At 34.9% G+C, this 17060-nt stretch carries 16 protein-coding genes; 5 read left to right on the top strand and 11 right to left on the bottom strand.

What is annotated here, in order from left to right:
* Positions 1–35 precede the first annotated feature (35 nt).
* A complete protein-coding gene (gene srlE / locus A9G03_RS08905; RefSeq protein WP_065798973.1) occupies positions 36–1043 on the bottom strand; it encodes a PTS glucitol/sorbitol transporter subunit IIB in 1008 nt (335 codons plus the stop codon).
* A gap of 32 nt (positions 1044–1075) precedes the next feature.
* Entirely contained in the window at positions 1076–1624 is a 549-nt protein-coding gene (gene srlA / locus A9G03_RS08910) for a PTS glucitol/sorbitol transporter subunit IIC (protein WP_065633991.1), read from the bottom strand.
* A gap of 267 nt (positions 1625–1891) precedes the next feature.
* Between srlA and A9G03_RS08915 the strand changes: the two genes are divergently transcribed.
* From A9G03_RS08915 to mutH, 3 genes are all read left to right on the top strand, one after another.
* Positions 1892–2437 carry a Dps family protein gene (locus A9G03_RS08915; RefSeq protein ID WP_065633990.1) on the top strand — a complete coding sequence of 182 codons (546 nt, stop codon included), beginning with the start codon at positions 1892–1894 and terminating at the stop codon, positions 2435–2437.
* Positions 2438–2524: 87 nt separating this feature from the next.
* Positions 2525–3073, top strand: coding sequence for an NADPH-dependent FMN reductase (locus A9G03_RS08920; protein ID WP_065633989.1), 549 nt, complete (start codon positions 2525–2527; stop codon positions 3071–3073).
* A 73-nt stretch (positions 3074–3146) separates the two neighbouring features.
* Positions 3147–3815 carry a DNA mismatch repair endonuclease MutH gene (gene mutH, locus A9G03_RS08925; RefSeq protein ID WP_065633988.1) on the top strand — a complete coding sequence of 223 codons (669 nt, stop codon included), beginning with the start codon at positions 3147–3149 and terminating at the stop codon, positions 3813–3815.
* An 828-nt stretch (positions 3816–4643) separates the two neighbouring features.
* On the opposite strand, the gene argA is transcribed toward mutH, so the two are convergent.
* The 6 genes from argA to aroE form a co-directional block, all read right to left on the bottom strand.
* Entirely contained in the window at positions 4644–5972 is a 1329-nt protein-coding gene (gene argA / locus A9G03_RS08930) for an amino-acid N-acetyltransferase (protein WP_065798974.1), read from the bottom strand.
* A 341-nt stretch (positions 5973–6313) separates the two neighbouring features.
* On the bottom strand, positions 6314–7609 hold the full coding sequence (locus tag A9G03_RS08935; RefSeq protein ID WP_065798975.1) for an MFS transporter: 1296 nt from the start codon (positions 7607–7609) through the stop codon (positions 6314–6316).
* An 83-nt stretch (positions 7610–7692) separates the two neighbouring features.
* On the bottom strand, positions 7693–8892 hold the full coding sequence (locus A9G03_RS08940; protein ID WP_065798976.1) for an MFS transporter: 1200 nt from the start codon (positions 8890–8892) through the stop codon (positions 7693–7695).
* A 255-nt stretch (positions 8893–9147) separates the two neighbouring features.
* On the bottom strand, positions 9148–9660 hold the full coding sequence (aroL, locus tag A9G03_RS08945; protein ID WP_065633983.1) for a shikimate kinase AroL: 513 nt from the start codon (positions 9658–9660) through the stop codon (positions 9148–9150).
* A 209-nt stretch (positions 9661–9869) separates the two neighbouring features.
* Complete coding sequence (locus tag A9G03_RS08950; protein ID WP_065633982.1) at positions 9870–10223, bottom strand: Aca2/YdiL-like domain-containing protein; 354 nt, start codon at positions 10221–10223, stop codon at positions 9870–9872.
* Positions 10224–10372: 149 nt separating this feature from the next.
* Positions 10373–11203 (bottom strand): shikimate dehydrogenase, encoded by an 831-nt coding sequence (gene aroE, locus A9G03_RS08955; protein ID WP_065633981.1) that lies wholly within the window; start codon positions 11201–11203, stop codon positions 10373–10375.
* 382 nt (positions 11204–11585) lie between these two features.
* On the opposite strand from aroE, the gene rpmB reads away from it, so the two are divergent.
* Positions 11586–11822 (top strand): 50S ribosomal protein L28, encoded by a 237-nt coding sequence (gene rpmB, locus A9G03_RS08960; protein WP_034884345.1) that lies wholly within the window; start codon positions 11586–11588, stop codon positions 11820–11822.
* A 15-nt stretch (positions 11823–11837) separates the two neighbouring features.
* Positions 11838–12005 (top strand): 50S ribosomal protein L33, encoded by a 168-nt coding sequence (gene rpmG / locus A9G03_RS08965; protein WP_034884348.1) that lies wholly within the window; start codon positions 11838–11840, stop codon positions 12003–12005.
* Positions 12006–12281: 276 nt separating this feature from the next.
* Here rpmG and gltP read toward each other — a convergent pair whose 3' ends face one another.
* The 3 genes from gltP to A9G03_RS08980 all read right to left on the bottom strand — a co-directional run bounded on the left by gltP (position 12282) and on the right by A9G03_RS08980 (position 17059).
* Positions 12282–13592 carry a glutamate/aspartate:proton symporter GltP gene (gene gltP, locus A9G03_RS08970; protein WP_065634049.1) on the bottom strand — a complete coding sequence of 437 codons (1311 nt, stop codon included), beginning with the start codon at positions 13590–13592 and terminating at the stop codon, positions 12282–12284.
* Positions 13593–13683: 91 nt separating this feature from the next.
* Positions 13684–16383, bottom strand: coding sequence for a DNA topoisomerase (ATP-hydrolyzing) subunit A (gene gyrA, locus A9G03_RS08975; RefSeq protein WP_065633980.1), 2700 nt, complete (start codon positions 16381–16383; stop codon positions 13684–13686).
* Positions 16384–16480: 97 nt separating this feature from the next.
* Positions 16481–17059: an SIS domain-containing protein gene (locus A9G03_RS08980; RefSeq protein WP_065633979.1), complete on the bottom strand. Its 579-nt coding sequence runs from the start codon at positions 17057–17059 to the stop codon at positions 16481–16483.
* Position 17060 lies beyond the last annotated feature (1 nt).

Genomic DNA, 17060 nt, shown 5'->3' on the forward strand with positions numbered 1-17060 from the left:
AGATAACAGCTTAAGTATCTAGCTTTTCCCACAACTTATTGATAGATAAATAACGATACCGCCCAAGCAATAAGCACGGTTGGGGCACCTGTTAAAAATCGACTAACTAAAACAGATGGTACGCCAACTCTAACCGTATCTTGTTTAGCTTCGGCAAGTGATAAACCAACAGGAATAAAATCACATGCAGCTTGTGCATTAATTGCAAAAAGCGCCGGCAAAGCTAGATGCGGCGGAATGTTGCCGAGTCCAATTTGTACACCAACTAAGGTACCAATGACTTGTGCAATAACGGCTCCGGGACCTAAAAATGGAGAAAGCAATGGGAATGAGCAAATTAAAGCTAAAATGACTAACCCAATGGGGTTATTGGCTAAAGGAACCAAACCATGAGCAATAAAATCACCTAATCCTGATGCAATAATGATACCGATTAAAGCTGATACAAAAGCCATAAAAGGTAAAATCGTTTTAAGGACAGTGTCGATAGTATCACGACCAGCTTGGAAAAAAACGGCCACTCCCGATCCCATTCCTATGCCGATTTTGGCCAGTAAACCATCGCTCTGTTCAGTAATTTTTTTACTACTGTCATAGTGTTTAAACTCGGAATCTTTATTAGCTTTAGCTTGCTGCGTTTGCATGACAGAACTCTCTTTAGCTGTCTGTGAGTCCTTATCGATTAATTTAATGTTATTAGGCTTTACCGCAGAAACATAAATATCTTCAACAATATATTGAGCCAAGGGTCCCGATTTACCTGTAGCATGAATATTAATCGTAGGGACACGATTTTTTGGGTAAATACCACAACGTAACGTACCGCCACAGTCAATTACTGCAACACCTATTTCGTCTTTTGCTGGCTCACCTTCCTTAAAACCATCAATTGCTTCCCAACCCGTTAGTTTAACTAAAGTATCAACGATAGCCGGTCTTGTTCCTGCTGCAATATAGACAATCTTTTTTCCTTCGATTACAGGTAATTCCAAAGGGCCACCCCAACCTGCTTCACCTTTTTCTATTCGAATAAATTTAGCCATTTTCGTCTCCTCTTTATCTTGATAGATGAATGTTATAGATGCACTTCTCTATCCAATTTAATCCCCATTTTTCTTTCAAAAACGGCAGTACAAAAATCGGTAATCCAACCTCGAAAGAAGTTTGTAACCAAACCAACAAGAAAATAACTTACTGCTAAAGGACCTAATGGAAGATTCAACGTTGTTAGTCCAGCAGCAATACCTAAATAGACAAACAACTCACCTGGATTAACATGTGGAAAAAGTCCATTCATAGAGTGGCAGCTATAAGAAGAAGCGGCATAATAACTTGGCTTGTAATACTCTGGCATAAAACGCCCTAAACTTAATGTCATCGGATTACAAAAAACAAAGGTTCCAATTAATGGTAGTAGTAAGTAGCGAGAAATTGGATTACCAGCACAAGCTTGTGCTAGGCGCTCTATACGATCTTGCCCAATAAATTTAATTACTGCATTCATCACAACCAGTAAAGAGATTAATAATGGTAAGATTCCTGTTACCATTCCTACTAATACTTTACCTCCCTCTTGGAATAGCCCTATAAACCATTCAGCACCAAATGAAATAGCGTCAATCATATTGCCTCCTATTAAGTTAAACTTTGTCGACATATTAACAACATTAAAAGAAAAAACTTTTATATAGATCACAATTTGAAACATTTTCTTTTAAAATGAAAGAAAATGTTTCAAAAAAAATGGATAACATAAAAACAAGATAAAAGTAATAGTTTGCTGAAATAGCAGTAATAGCTAAAAATAGTTGATTTTCATTGGACATTAACGCTGAGTTGGCGTAATTTTATATTACAAATTTATTTATTATTTAACTGAGGAGAATGTGTTATGGCTAAAACGACTAACTCTACTAAAAGCGCCAAAAAACTTCAACAAGCAGCAATTTTATTCCCTACTGATTTAGGTGAAAAAGCATCAAAAGATATTTCTAGTGCTATGAATTCAGTATTAGCTGATGTATTTGCTTTATATTTAAAAACTAAAAACTTCCATTGGCATGTAAGTGGCCCTCATTTTCGTGATTATCACTTAATGTTAGATGATCATGGTGAAGAATTATTTGCAATGACTGACCCTATTGCTGAACGTGTGCGTAAATTAGGTGGAACCACCCTTCGTTCAATCGGTCATATTTCAAAATTACAAAGTATTTCTGATAACGATGCTGATTTTGTTGAACCATCAGATATGCTTGCTGAACTTTGTCAAGATAATATTAAACTTACATCTCGTATGCGTGAAGCACACGATATTTGCGATAAATATAATGATACCGCTACAGCAAGCTTAATCGAAGAGTGGATCGATCAAACTGAAAGACGTGCTTGGTTCTTATTTGAAACAGGTCGTAAAATGGACTCTTCAGGTCATTAATATTTGTTATAATTCATAATAAATAACAAAAATTAAGAGACACAAACTGTGTCTCTTAATTTTATAAGATATTAGGGAGAATAGAAAATGAGTAAAAAAATTGCGGTTTTAGTAGGTAGTTTACGCAAGGATTCTTTTAACTTAAAAGTAGCAAAAATATTTCAAGAAATTGCACCTTCATCACTCTCATTACAACTAATTTCTATCGGTGATTTGCCTTTATATAATGAAGATATTGACACCGATACACCACCTTCATCTTACACCCGTTTTCGTCAAGAAATCGCAGCATGCCAAGGGGTAATTTTTGTCACACCTGAGTATAATCGAGGCTTACCAGCTGTTATTAAAAATGCTTTAGATGTGGGATCGCGTCCTTACGGTAAAAGCGTTTGGTCGAAAAAACCAGCCGCGGTTGTTTCTGTTTCACAAGGTGCTATCGGTGGTTTTGGTGCAAATCATCAACTACGCCAATCATTAGTATTTTTAGATATGCCGACACTACAACAACCCGAAGCTTATATTGGTAATATCAATTCATCATTCGATGAAAACGGCAATATAACTGCAAAAACTAAAGAGTTTCTTTCTCTAATCATTAATAGCTATGCAACTTGGGTTGAAAAACTCAATTAATAGCCCTTTATTTCCGTATTCACAGCCAATATAATTGACTGTGAATATTTTGCCATTAAGTTAATTCCTTTACATGCCAATATTTTTCCCAAATAGTGAACAAGAATTATTACAACGAGCTGAATTAGCAGCAGGTTATACTTTTGCTGATATCGCAAAATATTTAAATATGCCAATGCCACAAGATCTTACTAAACAAAAAGGTTGGGTAGGCAATCTAATTGAAACTTTTTTGGGGGCAAACGCAGGTAGTAAGGCCGAACGGGATTTTGCTAGTTTAGGCATTGAACTCAAAACCATTCCCATTGATAACCAAGGGAAACCTTTAGAAACCACTTTTGTTAGTGTAGCCCCGTTGATGGCAAACCACGGGGTCATTTGGGAAACAAGTCATGTCAAATATAAATTGACTAAGGTACTGTGGATCCCAATACAAGGTGAAAGAACTATTACACTGGCAGATCGAAAAGTTGGACGCCCTATTTTGTGGACGCCATCCCTCCAACAAGAACAACAGCTCAAGCAAGATTGGCAAGAACTGATGGATATGATTACGCTTGGCCAAGTTGAAAAAATTACAGCTCACTATGGAACCTATTTACAAATTCGTCCCAAAGCAGCTAACGGTCGCGCATTAACAGAAGCAATTGGTGAAAGTGGTCAAATTATTTTAACTCGTCCTCGCGGTTTTTATTTAAAAAAGTCATTTACTTGGCAAATTTTAAATAACGCAATTAAATAATATTACTACTCAGTTATTTCAATACCATGTAGTAATCAATCCTCATGAACTTAGTGTTAACAATATAATTGATATTGTTTATTATCAAACAAATCCGATCTATTTTTTCAAAATCTGTTCACCTTGTTATTTAAGCTACACTTTATTTTTTACATAAGTGAGGTTGTTTGATCAATTGTGGCAATAAAAAACAGACTAAGGATATTTTTAAGCATAATACTTGTCTGATTTTTTCCTTAGAACTATCAACAGTAATGCTGAAAAGTTATCTATTGCTAAGTAAGGCATTGTTATTTTCACTAAAAAATATTCTAACATTTAAAGAATTTGTTTAAATTATTACCTCAAAACGTGTTGCAGCTATCACTTTAATTGTCTTTTTTAGTAACAAGCTACTGTTTGCTGTATTGTGTGCTTTTTACTAAAATTCTTGGCTTCGTTGCTGTTTTTACTACCGTACCAATATGCTGCATAAAAGCATGGCAAATTTTATTTATAACAGATAAAACAGCGTCCATATTTGGTAATTTTACTACTAATGTTAAAGGCACATTATTGCTGCTGTGATTTGTGGTTTGTGGTTTGTGGTTTGTGGTTTGCCATTGTGTATTTTACGGTGCTGGTTTTACCATTTTTTGCTTTATCAGGCATTAAAGAAAAAAGTTTTGCCAAAAACGGATTGTACAAACTTATCATTACCCACAAAATTATTAGTTAAATTATTTAAGTAACAGTAAAAGAGTTATCAGTTTTATTAAGCTGATAACTCAAATACATCTAATGATTAGGCAAATTACCAACTAAAAAATCGATTTATAGTGAATTAACTTATTTGATATTGAACATTAATATTTTTGAGTTTCGTTGATAATTGTACAGTTGTTTCTTTTTGATCGGTAAATCATCAACTTCAGCTGGATTAAAACCTTTTTCTCTAAACCAATGAATACTCCGGGTAGTGAGTACAAAAATTTTCTCTAATCCTAGATTATTGGCACTTTCAGCAATTTTTTCGATCAACAGATCGCCGCGCGATGAATTTCGATACTGCGGATGGATGGCAACACAAGCCATTTCGCCCATTTTTTCTTCGGGGTATGGGTAAAGTGCAGCACAACCAATAGTCATATTATCACGTTGAATAATAGTAAATTTATCAATTTCCATCTCTAACTGTTCTCGTGACCGTTTAACTAAAATGCCTTGTTCTTCAAGTGGGCGAATAAGTTCTAAAATACCACCAATATCGTTGATTGTTGCTGTGCGAATTTGTTCAGAATGTTGCATTGCCACTTGTGTACCAATGCCATCACGCGAGAATAGTTCTTGCAAAATTGCGCCATCGACTAAATAACTGACTAAATGACTTCGTCTTACGCCATTGCGACAAGCTTTCGATGCTGCCCGTAAAAATCGAGCTTCGCTGGAAAGCGGCTTTCCATGCTGTTCTTTTTGATTAACATAGTTATCAGCATCAATAGGAAAAAGATCTGTAATTACTTTACCCTGTTCGTCAAGCACACCTTGCTCAGCGCAAAAACTAATTAATTTATCGGCTTTCAAACGTATTGCAACTTCGGCTGCAACATCTTCTGAAGATAAATTAAAACTTTCCCCTGTTACCGATACCCCAACAGGTCCGAGTAATACAATTGAACCGCGATTTAATTGTTCGTCTATCGCTTCATAGTTAATTCGGCGAATTTTGCCTGTATGGCAATAATCAATACCATCATCAACACCAAGTGGCTGAGCAATAACAAAATTGCCACTTACCACATTAATATGCGCACCTTGTAATGGCGTATTATTTAAGCACATTGATAGACTGGCTGTAATATTGAGCTGCAACAACCCTGTGACTTGTTTAACAATATCTAGCGTGTTGGCATCAGTAATTCGAGTATTCTTATGATATTTAGGTTCAATATTATGATGTTTAAGTGATTCGTCAATTTGATTACGTGCACCATTAACAATGACCAGTTTTATTCCAAGACTGTAAAGCAAACCGATATCACTAATAATACTTGAATAATTATTACTTTTTAATACCGCGCCTGTTAATAAAATTACAAATGTCTTTCCATGATGAGCATTGATATAAGGTACTGAATGTCTTAATCCTTCGACTAATTCAGTTGTTCTCTCTTTCATCTTAACCACCATTATCAAAATGAATATTTATTCACATTTGTTGTAATTTTATTTATTTTTGATTTAATGGCAAGTAATATTTTCGAAATCGATTAAAAGTTAAAAATTAGACAAATAAAAATCAACAAACATAAATTGATCATAATTGTATTTAACAATAATCACTAAGACCAACCATGTTGACAACAAATGCAGTGATAAACTTGAACTTTAAACCATAGCATCAAATAGGCATGCTTATTTTAAGCATGACCTATAATGTTTTATGATTATTAGACAGACAACCCAATAAGTTTATGAAATGATCTATAAATTATTTTTTTGATTGAGTAACTTTTTAGTTATTTATCCGTAATTGTATGTGATACGTTAAAAACAGTTCGGTAACGCATTAATACAATAATAGCCAATATAGTACCAATACCCGCTATTATTGCATCACTCAACATAACATAACGTAAACCAAAATTAGTTGATACCCAGCCAATTAAAAACGGGATTATAGCTGTTGCAATACTTGAAGAAGTAAAAAATATACCCAGCACTTTACCCTTTCCTGATGGAAAAAATTCAGCCATGGTGGTGAGTGCAAGTTGTAAAACGCCGCCTGCCGCAGTAAAACCAAGTACAAAACCACCGATCATACATAATGCAGGGGTTGGGTTAAAATACATTACTATCAACATGATAGTTGAAAGTAGTGGATAAAACACAACAATATACACAGGTTTAATTAAACTTTTCACTAAAAGTGAAGTTAAAAATACACTGGCTAATGTCCCAATACCATAAGAAGAAAAAGTTTGTACCGCACCCGAAGAATCCATACCCGCAACTGTTTGTGAAAAATCTTTTAAACAAGACGAAACCAGATAAAAGGTCGCGGTTGAAGTGAAACCAATAATAATAAAACAGATACCTTCTATCCAAAAATTAGCCTTTTGCTTTAAAACAGGCGTTGTTTTTTCATTTTTTTCTAAATTCTCTAGCTCTTGCTCCGGCGTGAGTTTGTGGTTTGGAAAAGGCATCTTAAACACTATCAATGCATTTAACGCTAAAATAACGCAACAAAAAATGAATGACCAACCATAATATACTTGGTTAGCCATAATCATGCCGACAAGTATAGGCAACAAGGATTGACCTGCTGCAATAGCTGCTTTAATTAAAATAGATGCTGAGCCCGGTGATTTAGGAAAAGCTTCCATAAGTGCTGGATAAGTACCGGCATCAAGTGTTGAATTTGCAATGCCACCTAAAATAGCAAACATAAAGGCAATTTGTACACTCGGGCTAACTAAAATTCCTAGTAGAAAACCGATATAAAACAGTCCACCTAAAACAATGAAGGGTTTACGACCAAGTCTGTCGGATAAAGATCCCATAATAAATAATACTAATAATCGGCCTATACCCAATCCCATCATCACGTTGTAAACACTTTGCTTTGCTTCGCTGATCAAATTTAATTGTACTGGAGTGAGTACCTCTTTATTTAAAGTAAACAGGTAAGCAGATTGTGGATTAAATTGAGCAGCTAAATAATCAATATTTAATCCCAAAATAATCGCGCCCATTCCATGCACAAAGTAGTTGATATATAAACAACTCGCTGTGCCCCAATATCGGTTTTTCATTCCTGAATTCCTATATATATCAAAAAGGTATTTTTTTAATTTTGTTTTAATTTAATCTTGAACACAAATACTTAAATCAGCCATTATATTTTTGTAATATCAATCACTTTTTTAAATCGGTAAAAAACAATTGAACCTAAGATTAAACTTAATGACGCAATAAAAAAATCAATCAAAATTGCATAACTAACATCAATCATTGCGAGTTTTGGCACAATCAATGGAATAACCACAAACGATAATCCACTAAAAGTATACATACAACCAACAGCAAGGCCTTTACGGCTTGGAAACATTTGTTGCATTACCACTAAAGTTAATTGAAGTACACCACCGGCTGCGGTAAATCCCATACCAATTGCTGCAATAACGCACATAACAGGTGAAATATTAAAATAAAAAATAATCAGAACAATAGCTGATAATGCGGGTAATATTATGATGCAAAAGATAGGTTTCAAAAAATGTTTAACGACAAAAGCAGTCACAAATACCGATATAATCGATGCGGTACTGTAATAGCTAATTAATTGTTTAGCATCAAGGTCGCTCATATTTACGCCTTCAGTTGCGATAGTTGGCAACCATTGCAAAATAATGACAAATGTTGCTGTTGTAGTAAATCCCATAATGATCAATAAAATGCCTTCAAATGCAAATTTAGGATGGCTTTTGAAATAGTTCTCTGAGCCTTGTCCACCTTTAATTGAAGTATCTTTGTGAGGAAATTTTTTAGGTAATAATAATATGCCATTTATTACTAAATAAGCAGTAAAGCCAAGAAAAGCCCTACCATACCAAATTTTATTGGTGTCAAAAAAAGTAACAATAAAAGGAAGTACTAAAGTCCCAATAGAAATAAACGCTTTTATTAACACACTTGCTGAACCGGCAGAACTTGGAAAGCATTCAGTCAATGCAGGCATTGAACCTGTGTCTAAAAAAGAGTTACCTGCCCCAACTGCAATGGCCAGACAAAAAGCGAGATGAATGTTGGTACAAAATATCATACCAATAAAGAAAACCGCGTAACACGCCATACCGAGGAAAATAAAAAGCTTACGACCAAATTTATCTGAAAGTATTCCACCAACAAACATTAAAAAGATTTTGCCAATACCTATACCTGAAGCAACATAGCCTAATCCAATAAGATCAGTGTTAAGCTGTTTTGTAAGATCAACGGAAAATTGCATAATCACAATTAGCGCAATACTTTGAATGATATAATTAGCGTAAATAGACCCGACAATTCCATAAGAATTGACTTTTAACGTATCCATTTGTCGTACTCCATATTTGAAATATATTTAAAACTAAACTGTTAATCGAATTCAATATACAAGTATTAATATTAATCTAAAAGCGATAACTATTAATTTATTAAGAATATTTTACTGATATTACTTTACCGACTATATGATGGTTAAAAAAACCAATAGATGAGGCAGATAAATTAGTAAAAATCCGATAACTTTTAATAAAAAATACCACATAAGGATGTGGTATTTTATCTAGGGTTAAGCAAAACAAATTGATTAATTGTTCAACATTTCAAGCATTTGGCTTAAAATTTGATGTTCATCTTGATCGACATTAACAACATAATGTGCGGCATCATGATATAAAGGCAATCGTTCCGCTACGACTTTTTCCATTTCATCTACAATCGATAAACCAGTAAGAGAAGGACGCTGAGCAATATTTGGATCTTTCATTAAACGAGCAGCTAATGTGGCCGCTGGTGCAGAAAGAAAGATAACAATACCATTTTGTTTCATAAATTGGCGATTATGATCCGCTAAAACCATTCCACCACCTGTAGCAATCACCCGATTAGGTTTTGCCGTATCAATCAATACTTGGCTTTCTCTTGCTCTAAACCCTTCCCAGCCCTCTTTTTCAACAATTTCAGCCACAGTTTTTTGGGTGGTTTCGAGTAAATGACAATCTGTATCAATGAAAGAAAACGATAGCTTATTTGCTAACATTTTTCCCATTGTTGTTTTGCCAGCTGCTCTTGCGCCGACGAGAAAAATTGGTTTATTCATATTGGGTCCTTTCAGATTTACAGATCTCAGAATATTTTGTCTATGCTAGTGATTCACTTTATCTTTTGCAACATTTTTTTTACATTTAATCTTGTAAAAATAAATACTATTGATTTATATGAATATGTTTTTCATAAAACTGTCAACGAATGTAAAATAATATTTACATCAAAAAGATGTTAAATCATTCATATTACAAAAAATAACCGCTAGCACAGTTTTTCTAGACCACGGAAATAAAGTTCAGTGGCAATGGATTGATGTAATCGCCATTGAATCACATCAAGATCTGGATTAACTTTTTTAAACTCTTCATATGTCATGAAGTAACGAATAGTATTACTGCCAACCCGATCATTAATACCTTTAATAATAAGATTGATTTTATCGTGGCGAATTTTTTTTAATTCTTGCATCGCTGTTGCTACAAATTCAGGAACAGGTAACTTACCACTTTCCCAATCATGCCAAGTTTTAATGTCTGTTTTACCAATATGTTCACTAGCTTCTAGCACTTTTAACATCAAAAAACGACGATAAGCTTGCAATTCAAGATTTGTCATAAATACTCCTTGTATTCACATTGTGAAATTACAAAATTCATTAAATTTATATCCAGGCAATTAATATTGCAGAATAATAGAACAATATGATCAATGTTCTAACATACATCAAATTAACATTGATAAGATGTATGTTGTTTTTCCAATATTTATTTTGCCGCTAACGCGTCTATTACTGCCTGTTTTGCCCGTTGAGACAGTTCTTTTCCGGTCCAAATTTTAAATTGAGCATTTGCTTGACCAATAAACATTTCACGCCCAGAAATCGATTCCCATCCTGCTTTTTCAGCTTCTTGTCTAAATTTTGTATTATATGGCGTATAAACAATGTCATAAGCTAAGCCCTTTCCTTTAAACCACGCCTGTTCATAAGGAGTTTGATCTTCAAATTTACCTTGCATACCTAATGGAGTAGAGTTAACAATGATCTGAGCTTCAACTTTGCTACGATCTTCCCAATCAACGATTTTAAGGTTGAACTCTTTAGCTAGTGCTTCGGGTAGTTCTTTAGAAATATCACTAACGGTAATATCGGTATAACCTAGATCTTGCAAACCCACTACAGCAGCGCGAGCTGCGCCTCCGGCACCTAACAATAAAACCTTTTTATAGTCGGCAGGTAATTTTTTTTGTCTTAATGGCTCCATAAAACCAACAATATCAGTATTGTCACCACAAAGCTTATCACCATCCCAATAAACTAAATTTGCTGCGCCTGCTTTTTTAACATGATCAGTAACATAATCTAAATAAGGAATAATTGTTTGTTTATGTGGAATAGTGACACATAAACCACGAATATTAAGTAATCGAACCGATTTGAATAGGTTAGGTATCTCTTCTGGAGGCGTTGGAAATGCAACCAATACAGCTGGAATATTATAATCTTGAAACGAAGTAGTATGAATTAATGGGCTCATTGTATGCCCTAACGGATAACCGATAATGCCATAGATGTCATATGGCTTAAACTGGTTCATATAATCTCCTTGAAAGTTAGAAAATTAAATCAAAAAATATAGTTTATCATTTAGTATTAAAGCATATTTATTATAAAATAAAACGATTTTTGTATTTCACTAAAGTAAAGCTAGTTATAAAATAGAAGCAAATTGATAGATACTTTTATCTTTTTATATAAATCGTTGCGCATAGTGAACTTATTTTTATTCTAAAATAAGATAATACTTGAGAATCTTTCCATAACAGCGTATACTTCGCTACCTCATTATTATGGGTGTAGTGTGAGAGGTTAGACTGCTTCTCAAATAGAACTGCAGCAAACTAAAAGCCTGACGAGGTTAATTCCATTAACATATTACGCCCAAGGCTTAAGCATAGAAATTTCGGAGAATTATTGACATGTCACGAGTATGCCAAGTAACAGGAAAAGGTCCTTTAGTGGGAAATAATCGTTCTCATGCGATGAATGCTACTAAACGTCGTTTTCTACCAAACCTTCAAACTCACCGTTTCTGGATTGAGAGTGAAAAACGTTTTGTAAAATTACGTGTATCAGCTAAAGGTATGCGTACTATCGATAAAAAGGGTATTGATGCAGTTTTAGCTGAACTTCGTGCCCGTGGTGAAAAGTACTAATAAGGAAACCATATCATGGCTAAAGGTGTACGTGAAAAAATTAGATTAGTTTCTTCTGCTGGTACCGGTCATTTTTATACCACTAGCAAAAACAAAAGAACCATGCCTGAAAAGATGGAGATCAAAAAATACGATCCTGTTGTTCGTCAGCATGTTGTTTATAAAGAAGCTAAAATTAAATAGTTTTGTATAAACGAGAAACCCAGCAAATGCTGGGTTTTTTTATATCTATCTAAAAACAGAAAGTATAATTAATATTAAAAATATATTACATCAATTAATTGTTTATCTTATATTAGAAAACAACCGTGCTCTATATCCGTTATTAATAGTATTATTTTTAAGCCAATTTATAATTACTACCTGTCTGCTATTCATGATGAATCATCATTGGTAACTAAAATAAAAGCTTCCATTTTATAAACAGAAGCTTTTGATAGTAGTACTCTAACACCAAGATTATTTCAAATATTTTTGTTCGTAAGCTCTGGCTTTTGTATCATCAAATGCATTTTCCCAGCGTGCAATAACAATTGCCGCTAATGCATTACCAACAACATTAACAACAGTTCGACCCATATCTAAAATACGCTCGACTCCCATAATATAGCCTATACCTTCTAGTGGTATACCAACACTACCAAGTGTTGCAGATAGCACTAATATTGAAGCGCCAGGCACACCTGCAATACCTTTAGAGGCTATCATTAATGTAATAACAATAATAATTTGATCTATAATGCTTAAATCCATACCAAATAGCTGAGCTAAGAAGATAACCGTAATACTTTGGTATAAAGTCGATCCATCTAAGTTAAATGAATAGCCGGTTGGAATAACAAAACTGGTTATCGCTTTAGGCGCGCCATAAGCTTCCATTTTTTCGATGATTTTTGGCAATGCTGTTTCAGAGCTGGCCGTTGAAAATGCGATGACTAATTCTTCTTTTAAAATTCTCAGTAACTTAAAAATACTAAATTTACAGAGTTTACACACAATACCTAATACCACAATGGTAAATACAATCATTGCAGAATATACGGTCAAAATTAGTTTGAATAGTGGTAATAAAGATTCGAATCCATATTTAGCTACCGTGACAGTAATAAGAGCAAATACTCCAATTGGTGCATAACGCATGATCATATTTGTCACTTTGAACATGGTATCAGAAACAACTTTTAAGAAGAATACAAATGGTTCGCGTTGTTTATCTGGTAAAGACATTAAACCTAAACCAAAAAACACACAGAAGAAAATTACCGGTAAAACCGCACCATCCGTCATTGCTTTAAAAATATTGGCGGGAATCATGTCTAAAATCATAACAATGAGACCATGAGGTTTTCCGCTTAGTTCCTCGGCTGCTTTTGCATATTTACTGACATCAGTTGTGGCTAAAGTTGAAGAGTCAATACCTGCACCTGGCGCAAAAACATTACCCCATAAAAGCCCCAATAAAATAGCGATGGTAGTAATTATCTCAAAATAGAGTATTGTTTTAAATCCTAACGTCCCTAATCGTTTTGAGCCACCAATCCCTGCAATACCAAGTGTTAATGTACTTAATATAATAGGTAATACAATCATTTTAATTAAACGAATAAAGATATCACCCGCAGGTTGGAAAATATTAACGATAGAGAATTGGTAATAAGAATGTAAAGGGTGAGTTGGAACAGAAAGTTCGAACAAATAAGCCCCCATTGCTACACCCAAAATCAAGGCAATTAAAATTTGCCACGCAAGATTTGTTAAAATTTTTTTTATAAAAAATGACATCAAATACTGTTCCTTTTCCTGATTTTCTAAAATAAAAAAGGATTAGCTATACTAACTAATCCTTTTTAATAATTAAAAATTATTCTTCGGATTCCTCTAATGAATCAGTCCTTTCTTCTCCTTGGTCCGAGGGAAATTCAGACTCGTTATCGTCATCCTCTGTTTCAGCAATTCGCTGCAATCCGACAACTTTTTCATTTTCAGCTGTTCGAATAAGCATAACACCTTGCGTATTTCGACCAACAATGCTCACTTCTGATACACGCGTACGGACTAACGTTCCTGCATCAGTGATCAACATAATTTGATCGGTTTCATCAACTTGTACAGCTCCAACAACTGCTCCATTTCGCTCACTGACCTTAATAGAAATTACACCTTTAGTTGCGCGTGATTTAGTTGGATATAATTCTTGTTCAGTACGTTTACCATAACCGTTCTGAGTAGCAGTTAAAATTGCGCCATTACCTCGAGGAACAATGAGTGAGACTACTTTATCATCACCTTCTAATTTAATACCCCGAACACCGGTCGCAGTTCGTCCCATGCAACGAACTTTATTCGCTGGGAAGCGAACAACTTTACCATTAGCTGAAAATAACATAATGTCTTCTGTATTAGAGATTTGAGAGACTTCGTCATCATTATCTGTCTCATCAACAATTACATCATCATTGAGCTCTTCATCATCAACGGTATCTGATGTTTCATTACTTGTTAGATCCACACCAATAAGTTCATCATCATCACGTAGGTTAATGGCGATAATACCACCACTACGAGGACGACTAAATTCAATTAGTGAGGTTTTCTTAACTGTACCTTGTGCCGTTGCCATAAACACACAATGTTCGTCATCAAATTCTCGAACCGGTAAAATTGCAGTAATACGCTCATCCGCTTCAAGTGGTAATAGATTAATAATTGGACGACCACGAGAACCACGACTTGCTTCAGGTAATTGGTAAACTTTCATCCAATATAATCGACCACGGCTAGAGAAACAAAGGATTGTATCATGCGTATTGGCGACCAGTAATTTTTCAACAAAATCTTCTTCTTTAATTTTGGTCGCTGATTTACCTTTACCACCACGACGTTGTGCTTCATAATCAGAAAGCGGTTGATATTTCACATAGCCTTGGTGAGAAAGGGTAACAACTACGTCTTCTTGCGCAATAAGATCTTCAATATTAATATCAGCGCTACTTGCAGTAATTTCAGTTCGTCTTGCATCTTGGAATTGATCACGAACCGCTTCGAGCTCTTCACGAATGACTTCCATCAATCTTTCTGGGCTTGCTAAAATATGCAATAGTTCACCGATTTGAATAAGTAACTCTTTGTATTCATCAAGAATTTTTTCGTGTTCAAGACCTGTTAAGCGATGTAAACGTAGATCTAAGATAGCTTGTGCTTGTGCTTCAGATAAATAATAGTGACCGTCACGAATCCCAAATTCTGGTGCTAATTCTTCTGGTCGCGCAGCATCATTACCCGCTTTTTCAAGCATTGCAGCGACATTACCTAACTGCCAAGCTTGGGCCAATAATTTAGTTTTCGCTTCGCTTGGCGTTGATGCAGCACGAATTAACTCAATAACAGGATCGATATTGGCAAGTGCTATTGCTAAACCTTCTAAAACATGGGCGCGTTCACGAGCTTTACGGAGTTCATATATCGTTCGGCGCGTAACCACTTCACGGCGATGAAGCACAAATGCTTCAATCATTTCACGTAAGTTTAATAGTTTTGGTTGCCCTTTATGTAAAGCAACCATATTAATACCAAATGAGACTTGTAGCTGCGTCAAAGAGAAAAGATTATTTAATACAACTTCAGCAACGGCATCTCGTTTAACTTCGATCACAATACGCATACCATCTTTATCTGATTCATCGCGTAGTGCTGAAATACCTTCTACTTTTTTATCTTTGACTAACTCTGCTATCTTTTCTATTAACTTTTTCTTGTTAACTTGATATGGAATTTCATTAACAATAATCGTTTCACGACCTGAATGGTCATCAACTTCAATTGTTGCTTTTGAGCGGATATAAATGATGCCTCGACCAGTGCGGTAAGCATTTTCAATACCCTTACGCCCATTAATTAAAGCGGCTGTTGGAAAATCAGGCCCATGAATATGTTCCATTAAACCATCAACAGAAATGTTTTCATCTTCAATAAAAGCAAGACAGCCATTAATCACTTCAGATAAATTATGTGGTGGAATATTGGTTGCCATACCAACTGCAATTCCTGATGAACCATTAATTAATAAGTTAGGAATGCGTGTTGGTAACACGTCTGGAATCATCTCGGAGCCATCATAGTTAGGTGAAAAATCAACGGTTTCTTTATCAAGATCCGTTAATAATGCACCTGCAAATTTTTGCATACGAATTTCGGTATAACGCATTGCAGCAGCAGAGTCACCATCAACTGAACCGAAGTTTCCTTGCCCATCAACTAACATATAACGTAATGAAAATGGCTGTGCCATACGCACAATCGTATCATAAACAGCAGAATCACCATGAGGGTGATACTTACCGATGACATCCCCAACAACACGCGCTGATTTTCGATAAGGTTTATTCCAATCATATCCAGCTTCGTTCATGGCAAATAAAACCCGACGATGAACCGGTTTTAAACCGTCACGCACATCGGGTAAAGCACGCCCAACAATGACAGACATTGCATAGTCAAGATAAGAGGATTTTAATTCATCTTCAATATTAACGGGGGTTATCTCTTTGGCTAGTTCGGTCATAACACCATGTTCTCTTATTAATTTAGATCATCAAAATAGCTTATAATTATAGCATAAAAACACTATTAATGCAGAACTAAACTGTTTTTATTTCAACTTATTCACCATGAATAAACAATGTATTTTCAATTAATTGGCACAAGCAGTTTAGAATCATTGCATGCATTTCGTAAGCCATCACTTTTTTATAGGATGGAACTCTAATTTCAATATCATTTTGGCTAAGTAAACCAATCACTTCACCGCCATCAAAAGCGGTAAGTGCAACAATTTTCATATCTTTAATCACCGCCTCTTGTACCGCCCGTATAATTGATCGACTGTTACCTTGGCAAGTTGCTATAATCAAAATATCACCTTGTTGACCCAAGGCTTGAATTTGACGTGCGTAAACTTCTTCATGAGTAGCAATAGCGCTTAATAATACATTATCTGAAACCAAAGCTAAGGCAGGAATACTCGGCCTTTCTATATTAATACTAGTCATTAATCGTGAGGTAAAACTTTGAACGTTTGCAGCCGAAGAACCATTGCCACAACACATAATCTTGTTGCCATTAAGTAAACCTTGAACAATGATATTGGCTGCTTTTTCGATTGATGAACCTAAAGACTCCGCCATTACAATTTGTGTTTGAATACTTTCAGTAAAATAATTTTTAATCAAATCTTGCACG

It is taken from the genome of Gilliamella sp. wkB171 (assembly GCF_001693755.1).
Lineage (GTDB): Bacteria > Pseudomonadota > Gammaproteobacteria > Enterobacterales > Orbaceae > Gilliamella > Gilliamella apicola_F.

Bases quoted from the DNA above. Each gene is read 5' to 3' on its own strand.
- srlE (WP_065798973.1), bottom strand. From the start codon at position 1,043: ATGGCTAAATTTATTCGAATAGAAAAAGGTGAAGCAGGTTGGGGTGGC.
- srlA (WP_065633991.1), bottom strand. From the start codon at position 1,624: ATGATTGACGCTATTTCATTTGGTGCTGAATGGTTTATAGGGCTATTC.
- A9G03_RS08915 (WP_065633990.1), top strand. From the start codon at position 1,892: ATGGCTAAAACGACTAACTCTACTAAAAGCGCCAAAAAACTTCAACAA.
- A9G03_RS08920 (WP_065633989.1), top strand. From the start codon at position 2,525: ATGAGTAAAAAAATTGCGGTTTTAGTAGGTAGTTTACGCAAGGATTCT.
- mutH (WP_065633988.1), top strand. From the start codon at position 3,147: ATGCCAATATTTTTCCCAAATAGTGAACAAGAATTATTACAACGAGCT.
- argA (WP_065798974.1), bottom strand. From the start codon at position 5,972: ATGAAAGAGAGAACAACTGAATTAGTCGAAGGATTAAGACATTCAGTA.
- A9G03_RS08935 (WP_065798975.1), bottom strand. From the start codon at position 7,609: ATGAAAAACCGATATTGGGGCACAGCGAGTTGTTTATATATCAACTAC.
- A9G03_RS08940 (WP_065798976.1), bottom strand. From the start codon at position 8,892: ATGGATACGTTAAAAGTCAATTCTTATGGAATTGTCGGGTCTATTTAC.
- aroL (WP_065633983.1), bottom strand. From the start codon at position 9,660: ATGAATAAACCAATTTTTCTCGTCGGCGCAAGAGCAGCTGGCAAAACA.
- A9G03_RS08950 (WP_065633982.1), bottom strand. From the start codon at position 10,223: ATGACAAATCTTGAATTGCAAGCTTATCGTCGTTTTTTGATGTTAAAA.
- aroE (WP_065633981.1), bottom strand. From the start codon at position 11,203: ATGAACCAGTTTAAGCCATATGACATCTATGGCATTATCGGTTATCCG.
- rpmB (WP_034884345.1), top strand. From the start codon at position 11,586: ATGTCACGAGTATGCCAAGTAACAGGAAAAGGTCCTTTAGTGGGAAAT.
- rpmG (WP_034884348.1), top strand. From the start codon at position 11,838: ATGGCTAAAGGTGTACGTGAAAAAATTAGATTAGTTTCTTCTGCTGGT.
- gyrA (WP_065633980.1), bottom strand. From the start codon at position 16,383: ATGACCGAACTAGCCAAAGAGATAACCCCCGTTAATATTGAAGATGAA.